Below are 20,611 nucleotides of genomic sequence, written 5' to 3'. Positions count from 1 at the left end.
CGCTTTTATGGGGCGAAGGCGTTCCTCGCAACCCTTTTAAGGCGCCCTTCCGACGGTCCTGACAGCGCCAACACGGTGCCATCGCGATCAATGGCGAAACCAAGGCGGCGGGCGGCGAACCAGTAGCGCACGGCCATTGCGCCGATCACGCCGACCAGCGCGCCGGCCACCACGTCGCTCGGATGATGGGCCAGCAGCACTAGCCGCGTCGCGACGATGATCAGCGCATAGACCAGCATCGCGACCCGTGCGCGTGGCCATACCGCCGACACGGCGAAAGCCAGCGCAAGCGCGGTGATCGAATGTCCCGACGGAAAGCTCGAATAGGCCTCGGTGCCGGCGAAATGCTGGAAGTTGAACGCGTTGGCCTTGCCGCCGACAAAAGGCCGCCCGCGGCCGACGATCCATTTGATCAGCTCACCGACCGCCACCGACAACATGACCGACAGGAACAGGTATTGCAGCCTCGTTCCGAGGCCGAGCAGTGTCGCGCGCGGCACACCGCGCAGCGCAGGTGCCGCCAAGGCGACCGCAATCAGCAGCAGGCCAAGCGCGCACAGCACATACTCGTCCTTGCCGAAATCGGTGAGTATCTTCACCCACCAGAGACCCGGCGTGCCGCGTGGCGGCATCAGGCTGATCTCGGCGACATCGACCGCATACATCAGCGTGATGATGACGGCGCCAACGACGACGACGAGCAGGAGTGCGTGGCGCGCGGAGCGTCGCGCCGCCTCGGCCCGGCGCGAATGCGACGGTGCACGCACGAGCTGGGCGAAGGATAGCCAGACCAGCGTCAGCAATCGTCCGAAATAGTTGGCGGATTCCGCGGTGGCTGGCGGCGCCGCCATGTCACTCCGTCCCTTCGGAACGGAAGATCGCGATCGAAACGGCCTTGCCCTGCGAGATGTTGTAGCCGTCGATCCGCACCCGCGCGTTGTAGCGCAGGCCGATCGCCTCGGCGCGTTGCACGAAGGCGCGCTCGGAGCGCTGTTCGACCAGCGCGAAGCGGCAGGAGCCCTGCCCCAGGAAATCCGCGGCGCCCGATCCGTCGGTGAGCAGCGTCGACGTATCGGTCATGAACACGAGGCTCGGCTCGTGGAAGCCGGCAGCCGCCGCCTTCGGGCCGACGCAGGTCACGTTGCGCAGCGCGCGCGCGACCTCCTGGCTCGGAAACACGGTGGTGAGCCGCGGCAGCACCACGCCATAGGTGGCGCCGGCCATCAGCGCCGCGGCGATCACCGCATTGAGCAGCGAGCGCTCGGCGCGGCTATCCTCGAACATCCACCAGGCGATCAGGCCGAACACCATCGCCACCGCGAACAATGGCCAGGCCGGAAACACCGGCTGATGGATCGCCTTGATGGCGCCGACGATCACGAGCACGGCGCCGAATGCAGGGATAGCGAACCACCACGCAGCGCCGCGCAACAACCAGGGGGAGCGCGACAGCACACGCCGCTCCAGCGCGCCGACGGTCAGGATTGCGATCGCCGGGTAGAGCGGGAGCACGTAGTGCGGCAGCTTGGTCAGCACAGCCTCGAACACGATCCAGGACGGGATCAACCAGGCCAGCAGAAACTGGGCACCCGGCTCGCGCCGCGCGCGCCAGACAGCCGGCGCCGCCAGGCCGGCGAGCGGCGCGCCGGGCCAGAACGTGATCCAGAACAGCAGCAGATAGAGCCCGGGCGGCGCGCCATGGGATTCTTGTGCGCCGAGCTTGCTCAGCATGTCGCCGCCGACGGAGTCGGCAAAGAAGGTTTCGCCGGCGCGCAGGAAGATCAGCACGAACCACGGCAGCACCAGCACCAGGGTCCACATCAGGCCCCAGACCGGGCGCATGCGCCAGAACCAGGCCGCCGATCGATCGAGGATCGCAAGCCCGGCCATGGCAAGGCCGACGAACATCAGGATCAGCGGGCCCTTGAGCAGGATGCCGACCGCCAGCGCCGTCCAGAAGATCGCAGGCGGCGCCCATGATGGATGCGCCGGATCCTCGCCGCGTTGCCAGGATAGATACACCCGCGCCATCGCGCCCATCGCCGCGGTGACCGTCAGCAGCAGCATGGCGTCGGTCTTGGCGAGCCGCGCTTCGACCCCGAGTAGCACGCAACTTGCCATCATCAAGGCAGCCAGCACCGCGCTCTGTCGCGTCACGAACGCAAGCGCTGTCCAATAGGTCAGCAAAACGGCGCCGATGGCGCCGATCAGGGACGGCAGGCGGTACACCCAGATGCGGACCTGGGCGCGCGGCACCCCGAGCGCGGAGATCGTCTTCAGCGCCGCCGCCTGCATCCAGTAGATGCCGACCGGTTTCTTGTAGCGTACGTCGTCCTGGAAGCGGATATCGACGAAGTCGCCGCTCTCGACCATCTGCTTGGTCGCCTGGGCAAAGCGAACCTCATCACGGTCGATCGGCGGGATGGTGAAGAAGCCCGGCAGGAACAGCACCAGGCAGGTCAGCGTCAGGAACAGGATCGAACGCCATTGGCTGGCCGTCGCGAACTCGAACGCCATGAACAGCCTGCGGCTCGAATGCGCAGGTTTTACAGACTGTTGCCCTGCTCCGAAGCGCCGGGGTTGGAGGCTATCCACCATGGGTTTCGCATACGATGAAACCGCAGCGCAAACAACCGTGCTGTTCCGCTTTCCCGCGCGATCATTGCACGCGGATCACAACGGTATCCGCTGCCCCCGTGGCGTCGATGACGGTGAGCCGCGCGAAGCCCGGTCCGGGCGGGTCGATCAGGCGCTGCCGCCGGCTGTCGATGTCCCCGGCTGAGACACCGTTCACGAGTACCGTCAGCGGCAGCACCCCGCCGGCGACCTTGACCGGCATCGCCGCATGACCGCCCTCGGATTGATCGACGTCGATGCGTGAGCCATTCAGCGGAAACTGGATGTGTGGCGCCTGGTCGTTGCCGCTGCGGACCAGTTCGCCGAGCGGCCGGAACCGGCGCAGCGGCGGCGGCAATTTTGCGTTGGAGGCGACCAGCACGCCGCGCGGCGGCTTCGGCAACGCCGCCGGGATCTTCCCGGTGCGTGCAAAGGCATCGAACAGGATTGGCGCCGCCGCCGTGCGCCCAACCAGCCCCGGCACCGGCGCGCCATCCGGGCGACCGACCCAGACGCCGATGGTGATGCGACCGTCGAAGCCGACCGACCAGGCGTCGCGATAGCCGTAGCTGGTGCCGGTCTTGAACGCGATCCGGTTATGCACGCCGTTCTCCGGCGGCGGTGTGCCGAGCAGGACATTGCCCACCTGCCACGCCGCGGCCTGATCCATCAGCCGCATCGTTTCACGGCCGTCATTCGGCTGCACGATCTCGCGCAGCGGCTTGGTCGCACCGAGCCGCGCCAAACCGGAATAGAGCTGGGCGAGATCCTGCAGCGTGATGCCGACGCCGCCGAGGCCCATCGCAAGCCCTGGTGCCTCGTCCTTCGGCAGCACTAGGTTGGTGCCGGCCTGCTTCAGCCGTGACGATAGCCGGCTGGCGCCAACCCGGTCGAGCAGCGCGATCGCCGGCACGTTCAACGACAATTGCAGCGCCTTGCGGATCGGCACCGTGCCCTGGAACGTCATGTCGAAATTTTCCGGAGCATAGGTGCCGAAGCGGATCGGCCGATCCTCGATCAGGCTGTCGGGATGAACAAAGCCGTCTTCGAAGGCGAGGCCATAGATGAACGGCTTCAGCGTCGAGCCCGGCGAGCGCACCGCGCGCGTCATGTCGACCTGCCCGGCACGCCGCTCGTCGAAATAATCCGCCGAGCCGACGCGCGCGAGCACGTCGCCCGTCTCGTTGTCGACCACGACGATCGCGACCGAAACGTCCGGCCCCTGCGCGATGGCGCGGTCGCGCGCCAGCGCCTCCAGGTTCCGTTGCAGGGTGGCATCCAGCGTGAGCTTGATGACCGGCGCATCCTTCATCGTCGCGATCGCCTGATCGGACGAATGCGGCGCCAGGATCGGGATCTGCTTGCGCAGCTTCGGCACTGGCGTTGCCCTGGCCTGCGCGGCTTCGTCCTTCGACACCACGCCGTCCTCGACCATGCGGTCGAGCACGCGGTCCCGCGCGGCGTGGGCAGCGTCCGGATAACGATCGAGCCGCCGCCGCTCCGGAGATTGCGGCAGCGCAACCAGCAATGCGGCCTCCGCGAGCGAGAGCCGCTTCGGCTCCTTGCCGAAATAGGCGATCGAGGCGGCGCGCACGCCCTCGAGGTTGCCGCCGAATGGCGCCAGCGCAAGGTAGAGGTCGAGGATCTGGTCTTTCGAAAGCTGCCGCTCCAATTCAACCGCGCGCACCATCTGCCGCAGCTTTGCATAGACCGAGCGCTGGTGCCGCGGCTCGATCAACCGCGCCAGCTGCATCGTGATCGTCGAACCGCCTGAGACGATATGGCCGCGTGTGAGCAACTGGAAGCCGGCGCGCGACAGCGCCAGCGGATCGACGCCGTGATGCGCATAGAAGCGCTTGTCCTCATAGGCGAACAACAGCTTCAGATAACCGGGATCGACCGATGCCTTGGCGTCGACCGGCAGCCGCCAGCGTCCGTCCGCCATTGCATAGGCGCGCAACAGTTTTCCATTGCGGTCGATGACTGTGGTCGAGACCTGCTGCGCCTGCGCAAGCGGCAGCGGCCCGAGCGAAACCACCCAAGCGGCGAAGGCCGCAGCAACCATGACGAGCACGATCGCAACAGCGCCGGCGATGCGAAGCACCAACCGCCCGCTACGCTTATCATGCCCGGGCTTGACCCGGGCATCCACGTCTTTCTTGCCAGCGGACGTGTCCCTGGAAGGCCGGGTCAAGCCCGGCCATGACGAGAAGAGTTTTGGACGCGCGTCCTTGCTCATTCCACGATCACTCATTTCGCCGGCTTCACCTCGACCGCACCGGTGCCGCTGCGGCCGTAGCGCGAGGGGTTGTACATGTCCTCGACATAGGCCTGCGGCAGCACGTATTTGCCCGGCGACACCGCGCGCACGACATAGGCGACCGTGAAGACCGACTTGTCATTGGCACCCCGGTCGATCGCCGCAGTGAAGCGGTCATCGCGGAACTCGGTGTTCTTCGGCTCGACACCGTCCTCGATCCACTCGAGCGTGCCGGAATCGCCTGACGACACCAGGTTCGGATTGTCGATCTCGAGCCCCGCCGGCAGATAGTCGGCCACCATGATGTGACCGAATTCCGGTTTGGCTTCCGTCACCTTCAGCACAACCGCGAAGCGGTCATTCTGTTTCGCCTTGCTGACGTCGGCCGGCTTGCCGTCGAGCGTGAAATAGCTGCGCTCGATCTTGAAACCGTTGGAGGCGGCGGGCTCCGGCGTCACCGGCGAGCCCGACACCGAGATCACCGCCTGTACCGGCGCGTCACCGGTGTTGGTGATCTTGAGCGGCTGGCCCGTCATCTCCTCGGCCTTGTAGCTGCGATAGACCGCGGTCTTGACCGGCTGGCCGTTGATGTCGAGCGCCATCGTCTCCTTGGCGAGGGCGCGTGCCGCCAGCACCATCCACGCATTCTCCTGCGTCGAGGTGTAGGGCGACAGCCCCCGCGCCGCTTCGACCCGCAGCACGGCCTGCGTCAGCGTGGTGCGCGGCGCATTGCCCTCGCCTGCGAGCGAAACCAGCGCCGCCGCATCGCGCAGCGCCGAACCGTAATCGACGCGGCCGAACTCGATCACCGGTTTGGGGTTCAGCGCATCGAGCGCGGCACCATAGACCCGCTCCGCCCTCGCCTTGTCGCCGACCAGCGCCAGCGCCGCGGCCAGCTGCGCCTTGGAGATCGGCGTCGCCAGATTGTTCAGCTTGGTGTCGGCGAGATAGCGCAGGTCGCCGATCGGCGCAGCGCCGTTACGGGCGAGCACGTAGAGGCCGTAGGCCAGATCGCGGCCGCCGTCCTTCTCCGGCTCGTTGGCATTGACCACCGAGTTTCTGACGCGGTCGAGTGCGTTCTTGAACAGCACGTCGGGCACCGCAAAGCCCTTTTCACGGGCTCGGGTCAGGAAGTCGGTGACGTAGGCGTCGAGCCAGGCGTCGTCGCCGCCTGCCGACCACAGGCCGAACGAGCCATTCGATCCTTGCCGCGCCAGGAGCCGCTCGATCGCATCGCGGATGCGTTGGTCGACCGCGGTGTCCATCGCAAGATGGGCGCCGGCGGCGAGATCGTTGACATAGAGCAGCGGCAACGCGCGGCTGGTGATCTGCTCGGAGCAGCCATAAGGGTAGCGGTCGAGCGCCTTCAGAATGCTCGCCGCATCGAGCGCGGTCGACAGGCTCGCCGAGACCGAGACGCTGCCGGTGCCCGGCACCAGATCGGAGAACATGTCGGAGGTCAGCGTCAGGCTCTCGCCCTTCGCCAGCGTGCGGATCGAGCGGCGCGCCAGCACCTGGGTCGCCGGCTTGACGTCGAGCGCATAGTGCCGCGCCAACGTCATCCCGTTCGGCCCGGAAATGTCGACGTCGAAATCGGCGCGCCCCGCGCCGCCGGCCTCGAGGCCGAGCGACAGCGAGGTGCGCTGCTTTGCGGCGAGCTTCACGGTCGTGGTCGGATTACCCGAAGCCTTGATCGGGCCGCTCGCCTTGACGCTGACGGCGTAATCGCCGGCAGCGCCCTCGACGTTGTCGATATCCATGCTGATGGTGCCCTTGTCACCGGTCAGCAGGAAACGCGGCAATGTCGCGGTCACCACCACGGGATCGCGCACGATGACATCAACATTGGCGCGGCCGAGCTTGGTGGCACTCCACGCCACCGCCATCACCCTCGCCGTGCCGGCGAATTCGGGGATGTCGAAGCTCACCTCGGCAGTGCCGTCGGGACCGACCGTGACGATGCCGGAATAGAGCGCGAGCGGCTTCTGCGTCGGCGGCGAGCCCTGCAGCTCGGCGCCGGCTGCGTCACCGCCGCTGCGGATCTGCCCCTGGGTGCCCTGCATGCCGTCGATCAGCTGGCCGTAGAGGTCACGGATCTCGGCGGTCAGGCGGCGCTGGCCGAGATAGTAGTCGTCCGGCGCCGGGGGCTTGTAGTTGGTCAGGTTGAGGATGCCGACATCGACCGCGGCGAGCACTACCTTGGCGTCCTCGCCGGGATTGAGCCCGCCGAGCTTGACCGGAATCTTCAGCGTCGTGCCCGGCCGCACCAATGCGGGCGGCGAAAGCTCGACGGCCAGCGTGCGTGTCTTCTTGTCGATGCCGAACCATTTCAGCCCGATCGCGCGGCCCGGCATGCGCCCGGCGGCGGCATCGAGCAGTCGGCGCAGCGTCGTCATGACATAGGCGCCGGTGCCCCAGTCCTTGCCGACCGGTAGCTTGACCTGCTGGGTGCCCTCCTTGACGTCGACACTTTGGGTCGTCAGCAGGCGGTCGCCCAGCACATAGACCGTGAGCTTGCCGGCCGTACGCGCGTTGACCGACACCGTCATGGTGTCGCCGGACTGGTATTCCGGCTTGTCGATCGAGGTTTCGAGCAGGTCGGGCGTGTCGGCACTGCCGTCGGAATACCAGCCGACATCGAACTGCACCGAGGTCACCGGACCATCGGCGTCGGTCGATTTCACATCAAGCCGGTAGCGGCCGGGCTGCGGCTGGAAGGTCAGGCGCATCGGCTTGTCGGCGGCGAGATTGACGTCGCCGTCGGCGACGCGGCGGGTCGACTTGACCGGCTCATACTGCCAGGACGAATTCTGCCGGTACCATTGGTAACGCGACTCCAGCTTCAACAGCTCGTAGCGCAGCCCGTTGCGCGACAGCTGCCTGCCGTCGGGCGCGACGAACGCGACGTCGAACTCGGCCTTGTCGCCCTCGGCCACACTCTTGTCGCCGAACAGCGGCTTGACGCCGATCAGCGAGGCCGCAGGCGCCACCGGCAGCACGATCTTGCGCTCGACCGAACGGCCGCCGGTCTCCGCCATGCGGATGAAGATCTGGGCCTCCTGCGGCCGGGTCGAGGCCGGGACCTTGTCGAGCTTGACCGGGAAGCTGGCCGCGCCGTTGGCATCGGCCTCCGGCAGGTCCTCGATCGGGGTCCGCTCGTTGCTCGCGGTCTGCTCGTCATCAACGCCGAACTGGTAGCCGGCATAGCCGGGCCGGCCGGTTGCGCTAGGTGCGACCAGCATGTCGCCTTCGAGCTGCAGCCCCGAGGCCGGCGCGCCATAGAGGAAGTGGCCGGAAACCTGAAGTTCCACTGGAACTTCAGCTTTGATCACCTTCTCCTTGCTGGTCAGGTCGAATTCGATCCGCTCGGGGATGTAATCCTCGACCATGAAGGTGGTCTCGCCGACCGACGAGCCCTTGGGATCGGTAAAGACACGCGCCCGCCAGGTCCCCGTCGGCACCGCGGAGTTCAGCGCCACCGCCAGCATGCGGCCGCCAGCGCCCTGGTCGGGCAGCACGGTGCGGCGGAATTCGACGCCGTCGGGCCGCTCGATCACCATGGTCAGCGGCGTCCCGGTCAAGGCATTGCCCTGTCCGTCGCGCAGCAGCGCGGTCAAATAGACGGTCTCGTTGGAGCGATAGACGCCGCGCTCGGCGTAGACGAAGGCGTCCGCACCGGCCGGGATCGCCCGCCCTGCGACGCCGCGGTCGGTGAGGTCGAAAGCGTTGGTCTTCAGGCTCAGGAAGGCGTAGTCGGCCTTCTCGCCCGTCACCGTCAGCAGTGCTGGCGACAATCCACCCTCGCCGCGTGCCAGCCCCTGCTCGAACAGCACATGGCCTGCTGCATCGGTCTTGCGGGTGGCCAGGATCTCGTTGTTGCGGGCGACCAGCTTCACGTCGGCATTGGCGACCGGTTCGGTCGAGGCCAGCGAATTGACGAAGACGTGGATACCGTCGTTGCCGGAGAAGGCCGACAGGCCCATGTCGGAGACGATGAACCATTGCGTCGCCAGCGTGCCGTCATCGTCGCTGCCCGGCCCCTTGGCCGCGGCGGTCATGACGTAGACGCCCGGCTGCAGGTCGCCGAGCGCCTGGTCGACCGGAAATGCGGTGACGACGTCCTGGTTCAACGTGGTGGCGGTGGCGAGCTCGCCGGACCACACCTTGACGCCACGCTGGTCGCCGAGATCGGAGAGCTGATAGCGGCTCAGCGTGCTCTGGAAGTCGCTGTCGATCACGGTGTTGATCAGGTTGCGGTCGCCGATCCGGAACACGTTGACCGTGACCGCCGGCGTGTTGACGCTGACCACCGGGATACCGCGCTGGCCGGTCCGCGGCAGCACGTAGGCCCGCCCGGTGAACCGCACGAACGGCTTGCGGTCGCGGACATAGATGTTGAACTCAGCGGATTTCGGCAGGGTCTCCTTGACGGTCGAAGGCAGGCCGGCGCGCAGATTGATGTTGTAGCGCTCGCCGTGCTTCAGCCCGTCGACGCAGAGCTGCTGGCCTTCCGCCGACAAAGCCGGCTTGTCGGTGCCGGCCAGTGCGAGATACGGCGCGAAGTCGACGCGCTTGGCGAGTTCCTCGGAGAACTGGAAGCAGGCCCGCGGCGAGGCCGCATCGGAATCGACGGTATAATCGAGCAGCCGGAAGCCATGCTCGTCGCGCATCTTCTCATACTGGCCCCGGACATCGGCGACCTCGCGCAGGTCGAGCGACAGCCGCAGCGCGTCGAGCGCCGGACGCCACAGCTTGCGCTCCGCGAGCGCCTTGCCGAGCACGGCCAACGCATCGGCCTCCTCGCCCGCATTGCCGGCGCGCTGATAGGCGAGGTAGGCGGCAGTGGAGGCGCGCTCCATCAGGAAGGTCTGTTCGCTGGAGCTGGCGGAGCGGATCTGGAACACGGTCCTGGCAAGCCGCAGCCAGTTGGCGCCGTCCTCGGGCGCGGTTGCCGCGATCTGGCCGAGGATCGTGAGCCCGCCGCGGAAATCATTGCGCTTGAAGGCTGCGTCCGCGTCGGTGCGCAAGGTCGCCGCCGACTTGTTGACCGCGCCCGCCTCGCTCTTGATCTGGGCTTCCAGCCTGATCGCGGAATCCGCGAGGTCGTCGCGCCTGAAGGCCTTGTCCGCGGCCTGGGCGCTCACCAAGCCGAGCGCCAGCGTGGCGCAAATTGCGGCCGCACGAACCAATCCGATCATGATGGAGCTCCTGAACGCCCCGCGGTCGACCGCCGCGTTGGGGCTAAAAAATGCGCGAAAAGGTGACGGAGTGAAGGCGCTGACATGAACGGACGAAAACGTCGCAGATTGCATTGCCGACATTCCTTCGACCTGCCCCGGCGGCAGCGTCATGCCGGCTCGGCGGGCGAGTCTGGCCAACACAGGACGGGACCCCTGCTCGCCTTTGTCGTCTGACCACAAAAATCGGTTCGGACGGACTTGGCGGAAAGGCGGATTTTTCATATTGCGGGTGCTACAAGGCGGCCACGGTCCCGTAGCTCAACTGGATAGAGTAGCGGATTTCTACTCCGCGGGTTGCAGGTTCGAATCCTGCCGGGATCGCCAAACAAAACGGGCGAAAATTCCTTTTAAATCAAAAGCATTTACCTCCTTTATCCACAGGCGACACATTCACGTTTTGTGTAGAACAGATGCGGATCAATGCAGCTGTTTGAGGCCGGATGTTGCATCGAATCCCCGGAAAAATCCCCGAACTGATTTCGCACAGCGGAACTAAATCGCATCTGGTGTGCCACAAACTACTTGCGCCTGTACACCATTCGTGTACAAACAATCCAGCGTTGGGATTGGCCCGACGCGAAAGGAAAATGGAGTCCTACAATGGGTTTGTTCAACCGCGATCCCCTCGCTCAGATGCAGTCCCTGCGCGATCAGGCCGAGCGCCTCGGCGTGCAGTTTCTTGAAGGTCACGCCGTCAAGGGCACGATCACCAAGCAGATGGTGCTGACCGTCGCCAAGACGCTGAACTTCCATCCCGACCAGCTGATCGAGATGATCCCGGATCGCCGTCGCGCTGGCCGTCACGCCAAGGCGATGGAAGGCCTGCGCAAGGCCAACCTGATCGGAGGTCGCGGACCGACCTTCTCCGATTTCGAGCAATACGATCGGGAACACTAAGACGACAGCGGCTCCGGGAAACCGGAGCCGCAATTCCTTTCCGCCCCGACAGGAGCATTTGCGCCATGAGCGTTTACGATCTGATGCGGCAGCGCTGCGGCCTCTCGCAGACCGAGGCTGCCGAATTCCAAGGCGTGCGCCTCGATACTGTGAAATCCTGGTGTAGCGGCCGGCGGCCGGCGCCGGCGCGCGCCGTCGACGAGCTGCGAGATCTCTATCGTCGTATCCTCGAGGCCGGCGCCAGCTACGCCGCGCAGCTCGAGCGCCGCGGCCCGCATGTCGGCGAGGACGGCTCGGCGCGTTACCTGGTCGGCGAGCCGCGCGACGACCAGGATGCGATCGCCCAGGGCTGGCCGAACAAGGCCGCATGCCTAGCCGCGCTCGGCGTTGCGATCGCCGCCCTGCCCGTCGACGCTGCGCCCGAGCTGGTCCCGCATGACAAAAACACGGGAATTCCCCGCGCCGGCAAGGCCAAGGTCCAATCGCGATAATTCAAAGATTGTGAGCGGACGATATGACACCCAGCCGGCTCCGGCGCGGCGTGAAGCGCAGGGCAACTTCCGCTCCGGTCTCGATCGACTCATAGAGGGCCGAGATCAGCTCCAGGCTCTTGCGGCCCTCGAGCCCGTCGACCAGGGCCGCGCGCTGGTTCTCCAGGCAATCGACCACATGATGATAGTAGGCCTGATGGCCGAAGCCGTAGACGTTGGGCGGGTTGACCGAGAACTTCTCCACGACGTCCTTGTCCGACGGCAGCTCGTTGACAAAGCGCCAGTGCCGGATCTGGTTGACCGCGAAACCGGAGATCTCGACCGTGCCCTTTTCGCCCAGGATCGACAGCGAACCTTCGAGATCGGTCGGGCGCGCCGCGGTGGTCGCCTCGATGATCCCGAGCGCGCCGTTGCGGAACTTCAGCGTCGCGACGGCGGTGTCCTCGGTTTCGATGTTGGCGAGCGCCGTCGTCGCCCGCGCATGCACGCTCACCACGTCGCCGAAGAACCACTCCAGCATATCGACGTGGTGGCTCGCCTGATTGGTCAGCACGCCGCCGTCAAAGGCCCAGGTGCCGCGCCAATCGTCCTGGTCGTAATAGGCCTGGTCGCGGCACCAGCGCACCCGGACCGTCCCCAGGATGAGCTTGCCGAAGCGGCCGGCATCGAGCGCCTCGCGCGCCTTGACCACCGGCACGTTGAAGCGGTTCTGCTTGACGATGAACATCTTGATGCCGGCCTCGTCGCAGGCCCGGATCATGTCGTCGGCGTCCTGCAACCGCAGCGCCATCGGTTTCTCGACCACGACGTGCTTGCCGGCCCTTGCGCAGGCGATCACATGCGCGGGATGCAAGCCGCTCGGTGTCAGCACGGCGACGGCGTCGATATCCTTGCGCGCCAGGAACTCGTCCATGTCGTAATGGGCGGGAACGGCGAACTTCCCGGCAATCGCATCGGCACGCGCACGAAGCGGATCGCAGACTGCAACCAGGCTCGCTCCCGCGATGTGATTGCCACCCAGGAGATCGGAATGGCGCTTGGCGATACGCCCGCACCCGAGCAGGCCAAATCTGATCATCGCAACTAAACCCTATTTATCGGTGGATGGGCGCGCAGATAAGCGGCCTCGCGAGCCGCACGGCAATGTCGCCGTCATTCGGCGGCGAACTCTTCTGTCAACCTGCTACCATTTGAAAACTAGCAGCACTCCCGCGGCTAACCAAAGCGGCGAAAGGCTGAGCAACATCGAGCCCCAAAACAAAAGCTCTTTTCGAGCAGTCGCACGCCCACTCATACGCTAACTCCCTATAAAAAATAAAATTGCACACTTAGGGCGTGCCGAACAACATTGAATTTGGCCCCCGTAAAAATACGGCAAAACTACCGTCTAAAACGCGTAGCCTCCCGCCTGCGCTCTATTCAACGACATTTTTCTGCTATATGAGTTGTTGGCCCCTATCGCTACAATTGGCCCTTGCATGATGACCTTGCTCATCGCTGTAGGCTCGATTTTGATCCCGCTGTCCATCTGGAGAGCGTATCGGATAGGCTTCCGCGACGGCCGAGAGCAAGGCTACTCCGAGTCGTTTCAGCTCTTCGGCGGTATGCGGGGCACACCCGAAAAATCGCGGTCTAATAAGCAAGAGCCGGAAGGTGCCATTCTTTAAGTTCTCTAGCATGTCATCCAGCATGCGAGTGACGATTGGCTCAACGCTGTTCGCGTTTGCTTCAAGTGGGTTTCTCTATCTGATCCCGCCCCAGCCTGCGACCCCATGGATCCGCAGCGCTTTTCGTCTCTGGCAAGGCCATGCATACGTCGTCGTCGTCAAATATCCGCTCGCAGAGATTGAGGCTGCCCGCCTTTACGAAGATGGCAAGCCACTCGGGCCGGCAAATAGTGACCCGCAGGAGATCACTCTTCAAGGCAAAGGTCTCTACAGGTTCTACCGCGAGACAGATGAAACAGTGCCAGTACTGATGTTCTCGTCGAGCGACAATACAGATCCAAATACGAACGGCAGGAAGTATACGATCAAATGAGGTTTCAATTTTGCGCAGCTCAGCAAAATTGTCGGGGGACTGATGACAATTTCAACGCGAACCATTTTGATAGCGGCTGTAATTCTCAATGTGATCTCGATCGGATTGTCCGAGGTACAGCGTAGGCAATTGGGCTATCATAGCATCGAGATCACAATGGAGTTGCGCAAGATTGAGCAGCAGCGGCTCGCCCAGCAAGAGGTTGAACTGGACCGTACCTACAAACTAATCAACGAGATCAACAACCGAGTGAGCAGTCTGGAAGGTCAAATGCAGGCCCTCAACGCGAAGGCGCAATTTTTGAATTTTTCCAAGTAACGGTATCCTCGGCCGTGATGATTGGCGATCTGCCCCCACGATTGGGCCATACGTGGCCGGCCTCAACGGTTGCCGTGGCCGCCCAGTTCGACTCAAAAGAACTGGCGATTGTCGCTGACGCAGCCTCCGGTACGGGCGAGAATCCCTGATGGCCTATGATTGGACGCAGGTGATTTCGGTTTTCATGATGGCCGCTGGCTTCGTGCTCGTGCTTGTTGGCTTGCTCGCCTGGAAGCGGCACAGGCGTCATGCCGAGAGCGAGGAAATGGAAAAAGTGGCCGAGCAACCCCGGCCCCGCATGCCGCCCCTACCACGGTTGCTATCTGCCGAACGCTCGGACCAGGCCGATCATGGTGGGAACATCTAGGTTATGGACCATCAGCGCTTGAGATGAATGTCGATGAAGTTCGTGATGATCCAGCCGACCCCGCCGCTTAAACCGACAGCGGCCCAATAGAGCCAACGGCTGGCATTGCGCACGCCGGTCGCCTGCACCTGAACATTCTGCACGGCCTGGACGGTCGGTTTCATGTCCGAGATGTCTTTAGTCGCCGTCGTCACCTGCGCGCCCATAGCCGTCATCTCGGCGCGAAGATCGTCGACCTTTCGGTGCAGATCCTTGCGGCCCTCAGAGGCTTTCTCTTCCATCCGCTGCCAGGTCTGCAGCAGCGTCGAGACGGTCGACTCCAGCCCGCCGATCTTGGCGGCCATCTGAAGCAAGGCAGCATTTACGCTGGCCGTTTCGTCGCCGCTCATTGCACCTTCTTTCGCTTGAACAGGCTGAAACCGTGCGCCGGCTTTTCCGCCGGCAGCGCGCTCTCGCAGGCAACGCCCTGGACGCGGCCGATGCCCTCGCGAACGTCCTGGTATTGGCAGACGGCGCGATGCAGGCAGGCGTTGACCTTCGCCAGCGCCGCGCGATCGGTTTTCCAGAGCCGCTCGATCTCGCCGGCGTCGAGCTCGCGGTCCGGCGTATCGACCGGCGCGCGCTCGCAGGCCGCAACGTCCGCCGGCAGCGCCGGAATGTTCGGCGCGTCCGGAGGCGGAGGCTGCAGTCTGTCGACGCTACCGGACCCCACGCACCCGGCGAGACATGTCGCGAGTAAAACACTTGTTAGGATTAGCCGGCGTTGCATCGATTGCCCCCTGGTTAGACTGGATCTGCGCCTCGGCCGCCGCGGCGCGCTTGGCGTCGCGTTGCTGCAGGGCGTTGGCGAAAATGAGCTGACGATCCTTCTCGGCGAGGCGCGCCTGCAATTGCGCATTCTGCGCGGCGACCTGTGCCGCCTCGCACTTGGCATCCGCCGAGCTAAAGCCGGCGTTGTAGAGATGCACACCGCCGGCGATCGCGGCGCCGCCCGCGACGACGGCCAGGCCGCCGGCGAACAGCGCGCCGGCGGCAAAGGGCGACAGGCTGACGCCCGCGAGGCCGGCCAGGCGCACGAGGATTGCGATGATCCAGCTCATGCGTGCTTCCCCGCGCGATAGTCAGCCAGGCGGCGCCGCTCGAGCTGGTCGGCCACGAACCAGACCAGGACGCCGACGCCGGCGACGACGACCAGGGCGGCGATGCTGATCGCGATCGCCTGGATCGCGCCAGGCGTCAGGCCGAGCGCGCCGACCGCGTCCTTTGCGGCCGAGACCTGTGTCGCGCGGTCCGTAAGCCAGGCGAGCACGCCGGCGCCCCCGAGGCCGGTCGAGCTGCCGAAGATCTTGCCGGCCCATCCCTTGGCGCGATCGGTCAGCGCGATGGTCTGCGAGCCCTCGTCGCGGAGATCCGCGACGGTCGCGCTCGCTCGCGTCTCGGCGACCGGCCGCGGCGCCTGCGGCTTGCCGAGCTCGGCGATCAGCTGGCCGTCGATCACCGGCGTCAGCGGCAGGCCGCGCGCGTTGCGGTAGGCCAGGATCATTCCCTCGGTCCGACCCTGCGGCGAGGGCTCGCCGTCGACCTGGCCGACGTCGTAATAGCCGAGCTCGCGCAGCCGTCCCTGCACATAGGCGACGGCGTCCGGATCGACCGGCGCCGGCGTCGTCGCGAGCTTCGCATGCTCATGCGGATGCCACGTTGCGAGGCCGCGCTCGAACAGCGCCGCCTCGTCGTCGCGGCGGATGCGCAAGCCCTTGCTGTCGGGCCAGAGCCGTTTCATCGAGCGGATGAGGCCAGGGATCTTGGCGAGCTCGCCGCTGCCGATCGCGGCCTTGATCTGCCGCATCTCCGACCAGCGCGGTCCCGGCTTGTTGAAGCCGCCGGCGTCGCGGTTGAAGGCGATCGAGAGGATGACGCCTTTGCAATCCGGCGAGAGCTCGTCGAAGCCAGGCAGCAGCCGCCGACAGATCGCCAGATAGCGCGGAATGTCGTGGCTCGAGAAAACCTCGAGCGCGACGTCCCAAGGGATATCGACGACGCCGCGCAGCCTGCGCGCCAGCTTCTCCGCCGCCGGCCCGGTGACGCCGCAGCACTTCGCCAGCGCCCTCAACATCGCGTCCGGAATCTTGCCCGACCAATCGGCCTGGAACTGCTGCCGCGTCGTCTGGCCGACGTCATAGCCGCAACCGATCGTCACGCCGGACTGTTCGCCGGGCCAGGTCGCGCCGCTCAGATGCCTTGAATACCAGGCCGGGCTGGTGACCTCGGCGCTGACGATCAGGTCAAAGGTCGCGTGGGAGATTCCATGCAAATCGATAGCGCTCGCAGAAATGACTGCGCTGGTCATCGTGTTAGTCCTTTTGTGATGGAGCGGAGGCGCGCGGCCCGGTCAGACCAGGGCGTTTGCGCGAATGAGAAGCTGGTCGACCTGCGCGTCAGACAGACCGAGGGCCGTAATCATGCGTTGCACCAAGGGATCTGTACGCCGGAGCTCCGTCGCGAGATCCCATTCCTCCTGGACAGAGGCATCCGCCGCGATCGCGGCTCGGACCACGGCCCAATTGCCGAGCTCGTCATAGGCTCGCTTCAAGCCGAGCTTGGTGCAGGCGCTCGGCGCCAGCGCCGGCGGTTGCAGAAATGCAACGACCGCCGGATCATCGTCGGCGACCTGCTCGAGGACGCGGTCAGGCTGCTCGCAGCCAAACCATCCGACGATTTCACCAGCGCTGTTTCGCTCTACAAATCCCATATCGATCAGACCTCCAATGGATCAAACCAGCCGCGCGTCGCGATGCGGAGTACCGTTGATGCAGCGCTCGCCCTGGCGGCGACATTCGCATTCGTGTCAGTCCACACTCGAATTTCAGAGAAGTTGCCCATTGCGGCGTTTGTCACTTCTGTCGCTGTCGCACCGTTTGAGAAGTTTGGCGCGGTGTCGACCATCGCGACGTCATGGACCCACCACTGCACGTTTTGCGTCGCGCTCCAGCCGATGACGGTCAGAATGGCTTGCACCTGGATTCCGGTCGGAATACTTGCGAGGGAGTAAGTCGTCAGCGCTGTTCCGAGGTTGGTCACGTTCACGTCGATCGAGACGCCCGGCCAGATGAACTCGTTTCCGCGTACCAACAGCTGAGAGAATACGGTGCCGTTCCAATAAACGACGCCGCGCCGGCGAAACAGCGCATAGCCGCCCGGCAGAGTTGGAGCGGTTGCGCTTCGAGATATGACAGCATCGACCGAGCCCGAGCCGGTCGGATTTCTAATCACGAAGACATGGTAAAAGCCGACCGTCATCGCGCCGGTATCCAGGCAGCCAAGGCCATTACCGGCAGCCCATGCGCCGCTCGTCTTATTTAGCGCAGCTGCAAGCGTAATCATGTCGGTCGCGTTGCGATCAGCTACAACGCCGGCGGTTAAAGTGAAGTTGGCGACCCCGCCTGGAGCGCTGATCTTCAAGCCCGACTGATAGCCCCTCAGTAGTCCGGGAATGCCGAGATTGACCACCGCAGCCGGCTTGTTCGTCAGCTCGGCAAGATTGAGGCTCGACGTCAGATCGCCCGCGCCGAGCTGACCGACGCGGTTGAAATTCCAGTCTCCGAACGTGCCGACACCATTCGCCTTGTCGACCGTCATCGTAATGATCTGCGCAACAGAATCGTAGAGACAAACGCCCTCCATCCAATTGGTCGGCGAGGCATTCGACGATGCGCGCAGCCGGACGCCGTTCTGATACGCAAACCCTGTGACCGCTGAGAACACTTTCGTTCCCGGGCTACCGATCGCCAGCGCGGTCGCGCTCGTCGCCTCGGTTGCGCTCTGAGCGAGTAGCAGCCATTTTCCGGCCGCCAGATCGGTTGCGAAATTCCCCGACAGATGCGGGACGATGCACTGATAAAGGTTTTTGTTGATCGGATGCACCACGATCGAGGCCGGCGGCGCGGCTACGTAATTCGTGCCCGTTGCCCAAGCCGTCGCGCTGCTCCACGGCACGGCGCCGGTATCGCCCTTGTCACCCTTGGAAGCCAGGACCTGCCAGTATGTCGCGTCCGGCGCCGGATGCCCCGATCCCGGCGCAGGGTTGATCCAGACATAGGACGTTCCTGCAGTCGTCTGCACATCGCCGACCGAATAGGTCGCGGCGTTGTCGTAAACCCCGCGAAAGCTGAAACCCCTGTAGATGCCGAGATAGGACCAGGCGCCCGCGCTATGAAACCACATTTTCCCGGTCGTCGGCTGCAGCGCATACTGACCGTCCGAGCCGAGCGAAGGATCGGGCGCGGCGAGTGACGCGTCGACGAACCAAAAGAAACCCGACGTGTTCAGCGCCGCGATCAGATTTGAAACGTCACCGATCACCTGCGCGCCGGCGATGCGCTGAGACGAGGCTTTCCAGATGACATAGGCGACGCCGGCCTGTGCGCCGCCGCCCCATGGCGGAATCACGAGATGCGTCGGGTCGGTGACGTCAGCGATGATCGTCTGAAAATTGCCGATCTGCAGGATGTCGCCAGGCCGAACATTGGTGCCGGACCAGATTGTCCCGACACCCGTGACGGCCGTCCCGTTTGCCGCGACAGAGATCGTACCGGTCGAATAGCTCGAGAGCGCGGTCATTGACTACGGTCCTTCCTGCAAAAAGATGCGAGACGTCGGCGCCGGCGCCGCCGCCGCGTCGGCCTCGGCCTGGATCGCCTGGAGCTCGGCGACCGTCTTGGCCGCGCGCGTCCGAACGACCATCGATCGCCGCTTGTTCTCTTTGGTCATCAGCTCGTCCGGCTTGGCGAGGATCGTCTGCGCCAGCGCCTGCGGCGTGACGCCCTCGACGGCCGCCGCCGCCGTGAACTCGGCCGATGGCTCGCCGCCGGCAGCAACAGCGGCAGCCAGCGCCCGCTTGCGATCGTGCGCGATATCGTGACCGTCGACCATGTAGCGCTCGTTGACGATTGCCTCGACGCGCTTCCGCTTGACCTCGATGACACTCACCCTCATGGCGCAACCGCCTCGACGTCTAGACGCTTGAGCCGATACGGATGCGCCGGCGCGATGAAAATCGCATAGATGCCCGGATGATCGACCGCGAACGAGAGCATTCCATCGGTCACATGCTCGAAATGCACCATGACGCCGTCGAGCGCGACGGTCGCATCGAACTCTGCCGGCGAAACCGTCAGCTGGAGCAGATCCTCGCCGTCCGCCTTGACCGTGCGGAGCTCGCCGGAGATCTCGACGTCGAGTTTCGGCACAACCTCGCCGTTCTTCACCCAGGCGTTGGCGATATCGACCTCGCCGTCATAGAGAATGTGCGGGATGCCCATCTCTGCATACTTCTCGGACAGCGTTTCCATCCCCATCTCGACCTGCAGCGTGACGGCCGTAATCACGCCGTTGCCGTCGTGCCGGACAATCACCTTGGGCCTGCTGGCGGCTGCCGGCTCCTCGAGCGCGGCCGTCTCCGCGCCTCCTGCGGCAGCCTGCGCGCTGCCACCAGGCGGCAGATAGCCGGCAACAGCCCATGCCCCGTCGAGCGTTACCCCCGTCATCCTGCGATCCTCCTGAAAAGTGCGAAGTAAAGGCGGCCGACCTGGTTGCCGAATTTGAACCGGAACTGCAGCGACGAGGTCGTGACCTGCGCGTAAACCCAATAGTCGGAGTTGTTGCCCCGAAAATTTGTAAAGCCCAGATACTGGCTCCCAGGCGCGAGCGTGATGTTCGTGTCCGTGTAGGCCGCCAGGAACGGAACGGCGTCGAGCGTCGATGGAAAGAAAAACGTCGCGACCGAGTCCTGCGAGCTGTCGAGTATGCCCGAGGCGTAGAACTGATGACCCGACCAGCGCGAATCGAAAACCATCTGGTCGATGTTCGCCGTGGTCACGTCGACGCCCGGCAGGCTCACGCTCATTGCGGCGCCGGCGCCGGACTGGATCAAAACCCGCTTGACCATCAGAGACCAAGGCTGCGGTGGAAGATCATGTAATCCACGTAGAAATTATAATCGGAGCTGCTGTTGTTCAGCGTGATCTTGTTGTTCCAGAACGTCAGGCCCATGCCGACCTCATAGGTCAGCACGCCGCTGACCGTGATGTCGCGCGCCGCCATGCCGAGATTGTAGGGATACGCGACCACGCCGCTGTCGATGTATGCCTCGAACCACACATAGGGCGTTCTCGTGAACGTCGCCGGATAAGGGATGTTCTGGTCGCCGCTGCCGATCGGCAGATAGATCGACCCCGACATGACGATCTGGTCATTCTTGGTTTCCGACCGCAGCAGAAAGTCGGAGTTGCTAGCGGTCGCCAGCACGTCGACGCCTGGCCGCGATAGCCACACGCCGTAGGCACCAAGGAACGAATTGTAGCCCGCGTGAAAGCGCCGGGGCATC

20 protein-coding genes and 1 tRNA gene are annotated in these 20,611 nt (G+C 64.6%); 6 read left to right on the top strand and 15 right to left on the bottom strand.

Features of this window, described 5'->3' with window-relative positions; all coding sequences use genetic code 11:
• Window positions 1–5: 5 nt before the first annotated feature.
• The 4 genes from HU230_RS12220 to HU230_RS12205 all read right to left on the bottom strand — a co-directional run bounded on the left by HU230_RS12220 (window position 6) and on the right by HU230_RS12205 (window position 10,074).
• Window positions 6–851, bottom strand: a complete 846-nt coding sequence (locus HU230_RS12220) for a phosphatase PAP2 family protein (protein ID WP_176531453.1) — start codon at window positions 849–851, stop codon at window positions 6–8.
• A gap of 1 nt (window position 852) precedes the next feature.
• Entirely contained in the window at window positions 853–2,598 is a 1,746-nt protein-coding gene (locus HU230_RS12215) for an ArnT family glycosyltransferase (RefSeq protein ID WP_176531454.1), read from the bottom strand.
• A gap of 61 nt (window positions 2,599–2,659) precedes the next feature.
• Window positions 2,660–4,768, bottom strand: coding sequence for a penicillin-binding protein 1C (gene pbpC / locus HU230_RS12210; RefSeq protein ID WP_420840884.1), 2,109 nt, complete (start codon window positions 4,766–4,768; stop codon window positions 2,660–2,662).
• Between the two features lie 98 nt (window positions 4,769–4,866).
• Window positions 4,867–10,074 carry an alpha-2-macroglobulin family protein gene (locus HU230_RS12205; RefSeq protein WP_176531456.1) on the bottom strand — a complete coding sequence of 1,736 codons (5,208 nt, stop codon included), beginning with the start codon at window positions 10,072–10,074 and terminating at the stop codon, window positions 4,867–4,869.
• A gap of 289 nt (window positions 10,075–10,363) precedes the next feature.
• On the opposite strand from HU230_RS12205, the gene HU230_RS12200 reads away from it, so the two are divergent.
• The 3 genes from HU230_RS12200 to HU230_RS12190 all read left to right on the top strand — a co-directional run bounded on the left by HU230_RS12200 (window position 10,364) and on the right by HU230_RS12190 (window position 11,504).
• Window positions 10,364–10,440: transfer RNA gene (locus HU230_RS12200), tRNA-Arg, on the top strand.
• Window positions 10,441–10,716: 276 nt separating this feature from the next.
• Window positions 10,717–11,013 carry a hypothetical protein gene (locus HU230_RS12195; protein WP_176531457.1) on the top strand — a complete coding sequence of 99 codons (297 nt, stop codon included), beginning with the start codon at window positions 10,717–10,719 and terminating at the stop codon, window positions 11,011–11,013.
• Window positions 11,014–11,078: 65 nt separating this feature from the next.
• Window positions 11,079–11,504, top strand: coding sequence for a helix-turn-helix domain-containing protein (locus HU230_RS12190; RefSeq protein ID WP_176531458.1), 426 nt, complete (start codon window positions 11,079–11,081; stop codon window positions 11,502–11,504).
• Between the two features lies 1 nt (window position 11,505).
• Here HU230_RS12190 and HU230_RS12185 read toward each other — a convergent pair whose 3' ends face one another.
• A complete protein-coding gene (locus tag HU230_RS12185; protein WP_176531459.1) occupies window positions 11,506–12,582 on the bottom strand; it encodes a Gfo/Idh/MocA family protein in 1,077 nt (358 codons plus the stop codon).
• 575 nt (window positions 12,583–13,157) lie between these two features.
• Here HU230_RS12185 and HU230_RS12180 point away from each other — a divergent pair.
• From HU230_RS12180 to HU230_RS12170, 3 genes are all read left to right on the top strand, one after another.
• The gene (locus HU230_RS12180) at window positions 13,158–13,544 is read left to right on the top strand and encodes a hypothetical protein (RefSeq protein WP_224943224.1); all 387 of its coding nucleotides are present in this window, start codon (window positions 13,158–13,160) and stop codon (window positions 13,542–13,544) included.
• 156 nt (window positions 13,545–13,700) lie between these two features.
• Window positions 13,701–13,862, top strand: coding sequence for a hypothetical protein (locus HU230_RS12175; protein ID WP_176531460.1), 162 nt, complete (start codon window positions 13,701–13,703; stop codon window positions 13,860–13,862).
• A gap of 148 nt (window positions 13,863–14,010) precedes the next feature.
• The gene (locus HU230_RS12170; protein WP_176531461.1) at window positions 14,011–14,229 is read left to right on the top strand and encodes a hypothetical protein; all 219 of its coding nucleotides are present in this window, start codon (window positions 14,011–14,013) and stop codon (window positions 14,227–14,229) included.
• 11 nt (window positions 14,230–14,240) lie between these two features.
• Here the strand turns inward: HU230_RS12170 and HU230_RS12165 are convergent, their stop codons facing one another.
• The 10 genes from HU230_RS12165 to HU230_RS12120 form a co-directional block, all read right to left on the bottom strand.
• Complete coding sequence (locus tag HU230_RS12165; RefSeq protein WP_176531462.1) at window positions 14,241–14,618, bottom strand: DUF1515 family protein; 378 nt, start codon at window positions 14,616–14,618, stop codon at window positions 14,241–14,243.
• Window positions 14,615–14,941, bottom strand: a complete 327-nt coding sequence (locus tag HU230_RS12160; protein WP_176531463.1) for a hypothetical protein — start codon at window positions 14,939–14,941, stop codon at window positions 14,615–14,617. Before HU230_RS12160 ends, HU230_RS12165 begins: the two co-directional genes overlap by 4 nt.
• Window positions 14,928–15,329: a hypothetical protein gene (locus tag HU230_RS12155; protein WP_176531464.1), complete on the bottom strand. Its 402-nt coding sequence runs from the start codon at window positions 15,327–15,329 to the stop codon at window positions 14,928–14,930. The genes HU230_RS12160 and HU230_RS12155 overlap by 14 nt, the downstream gene beginning before the upstream one ends.
• Window positions 15,326–16,576 (bottom strand): peptidoglycan-binding protein, encoded by a 1,251-nt coding sequence (locus HU230_RS12150; RefSeq protein ID WP_176531465.1) that lies wholly within the window; start codon window positions 16,574–16,576, stop codon window positions 15,326–15,328. Before HU230_RS12150 ends, HU230_RS12155 begins: the two co-directional genes overlap by 4 nt.
• 42 nt (window positions 16,577–16,618) lie before the next feature.
• A complete protein-coding gene (locus HU230_RS12145) occupies window positions 16,619–16,978 on the bottom strand; it encodes a hypothetical protein (protein WP_176531466.1) in 360 nt (119 codons plus the stop codon).
• 5 nt (window positions 16,979–16,983) lie between these two features.
• Entirely contained in the window at window positions 16,984–18,588 is a 1,605-nt protein-coding gene (locus HU230_RS12140; RefSeq protein WP_176531467.1) for a hypothetical protein, read from the bottom strand.
• 261 nt (window positions 18,589–18,849) lie between these two features.
• Window positions 18,850–19,221, bottom strand: a complete 372-nt coding sequence (locus HU230_RS12135; protein ID WP_176531468.1) for a hypothetical protein — start codon at window positions 19,219–19,221, stop codon at window positions 18,850–18,852.
• Window positions 19,218–19,772 (bottom strand): hypothetical protein, encoded by a 555-nt coding sequence (locus HU230_RS12130; protein WP_176531469.1) that lies wholly within the window; start codon window positions 19,770–19,772, stop codon window positions 19,218–19,220. Before HU230_RS12130 ends, HU230_RS12135 begins: the two co-directional genes overlap by 4 nt.
• Window positions 19,769–20,131, bottom strand: coding sequence for a hypothetical protein (locus tag HU230_RS12125; RefSeq protein ID WP_176531470.1), 363 nt, complete (start codon window positions 20,129–20,131; stop codon window positions 19,769–19,771). The genes HU230_RS12130 and HU230_RS12125 overlap by 4 nt, the downstream gene beginning before the upstream one ends.
• A gap of 41 nt (window positions 20,132–20,172) precedes the next feature.
• Window positions 20,173–20,610 (bottom strand): hypothetical protein, encoded by a 438-nt coding sequence (locus HU230_RS12120; protein ID WP_176531471.1) that lies wholly within the window; start codon window positions 20,608–20,610, stop codon window positions 20,173–20,175.
• Between the last annotated feature and the right edge of the window lies 1 nt (window position 20,611).

This window comes from Bradyrhizobium quebecense (genome assembly GCF_013373795.3).
Lineage (GTDB): Bacteria > Pseudomonadota > Alphaproteobacteria > Rhizobiales > Xanthobacteraceae > Bradyrhizobium > Bradyrhizobium quebecense.
Note: the sequence above shows the minus strand (reverse complement) of the source record. Positions and strands in the feature narration are given on the sequence as shown.

What these genes read in the sequence shown, in the direction of transcription:
- HU230_RS12220 (WP_176531453.1), bottom strand. Translation starts at nt 851, where the DNA reads ATGGCGGCGCCGCCAGCCACCGCGGAATCCGCCAACTATTTCGGACGA.
- HU230_RS12215 (WP_176531454.1), bottom strand. Translation starts at nt 2,598, where the DNA reads ATGGTGGATAGCCTCCAACCCCGGCGCTTCGGAGCAGGGCAACAGTCT.
- HU230_RS12205 (WP_176531456.1), bottom strand. Translation starts at nt 10,074, where the DNA reads ATGATCGGATTGGTTCGTGCGGCCGCAATTTGCGCCACGCTGGCGCTC.
- HU230_RS12195 (WP_176531457.1), top strand. Translation starts at nt 10,717, where the DNA reads ATGGGTTTGTTCAACCGCGATCCCCTCGCTCAGATGCAGTCCCTGCGC.
- HU230_RS12190 (WP_176531458.1), top strand. Translation starts at nt 11,079, where the DNA reads ATGAGCGTTTACGATCTGATGCGGCAGCGCTGCGGCCTCTCGCAGACC.
- HU230_RS12185 (WP_176531459.1), bottom strand. Translation starts at nt 12,582, where the DNA reads ATGATCAGATTTGGCCTGCTCGGGTGCGGGCGTATCGCCAAGCGCCAT.
- HU230_RS12175 (WP_176531460.1), top strand. Translation starts at nt 13,701, where the DNA reads ATGGAGTTGCGCAAGATTGAGCAGCAGCGGCTCGCCCAGCAAGAGGTT.
- HU230_RS12170 (WP_176531461.1), top strand. Translation starts at nt 14,011, where the DNA reads ATGGCCTATGATTGGACGCAGGTGATTTCGGTTTTCATGATGGCCGCT.
- HU230_RS12165 (WP_176531462.1), bottom strand. Translation starts at nt 14,618, where the DNA reads ATGAGCGGCGACGAAACGGCCAGCGTAAATGCTGCCTTGCTTCAGATG.
- HU230_RS12155 (WP_176531464.1), bottom strand. Translation starts at nt 15,329, where the DNA reads ATGAGCTGGATCATCGCAATCCTCGTGCGCCTGGCCGGCCTCGCGGGC.
- HU230_RS12150 (WP_176531465.1), bottom strand. Translation starts at nt 16,576, where the DNA reads ATGACCAGCGCAGTCATTTCTGCGAGCGCTATCGATTTGCATGGAATC.
- HU230_RS12145 (WP_176531466.1), bottom strand. Translation starts at nt 16,978, where the DNA reads ATGGGATTTGTAGAGCGAAACAGCGCTGGTGAAATCGTCGGATGGTTT.
- HU230_RS12135 (WP_176531468.1), bottom strand. Translation starts at nt 19,221, where the DNA reads ATGAGGGTGAGTGTCATCGAGGTCAAGCGGAAGCGCGTCGAGGCAATC.
- HU230_RS12130 (WP_176531469.1), bottom strand. Translation starts at nt 19,772, where the DNA reads ATGACGGGGGTAACGCTCGACGGGGCATGGGCTGTTGCCGGCTATCTG.
- HU230_RS12125 (WP_176531470.1), bottom strand. Translation starts at nt 20,131, where the DNA reads ATGAGCGTGAGCCTGCCGGGCGTCGACGTGACCACGGCGAACATCGAC.
- HU230_RS12120 (WP_176531471.1), bottom strand. Translation starts at nt 20,610, where the DNA reads ATGCCCCGGCGCTTTCACGCGGGCTACAATTCGTTCCTTGGTGCCTAC.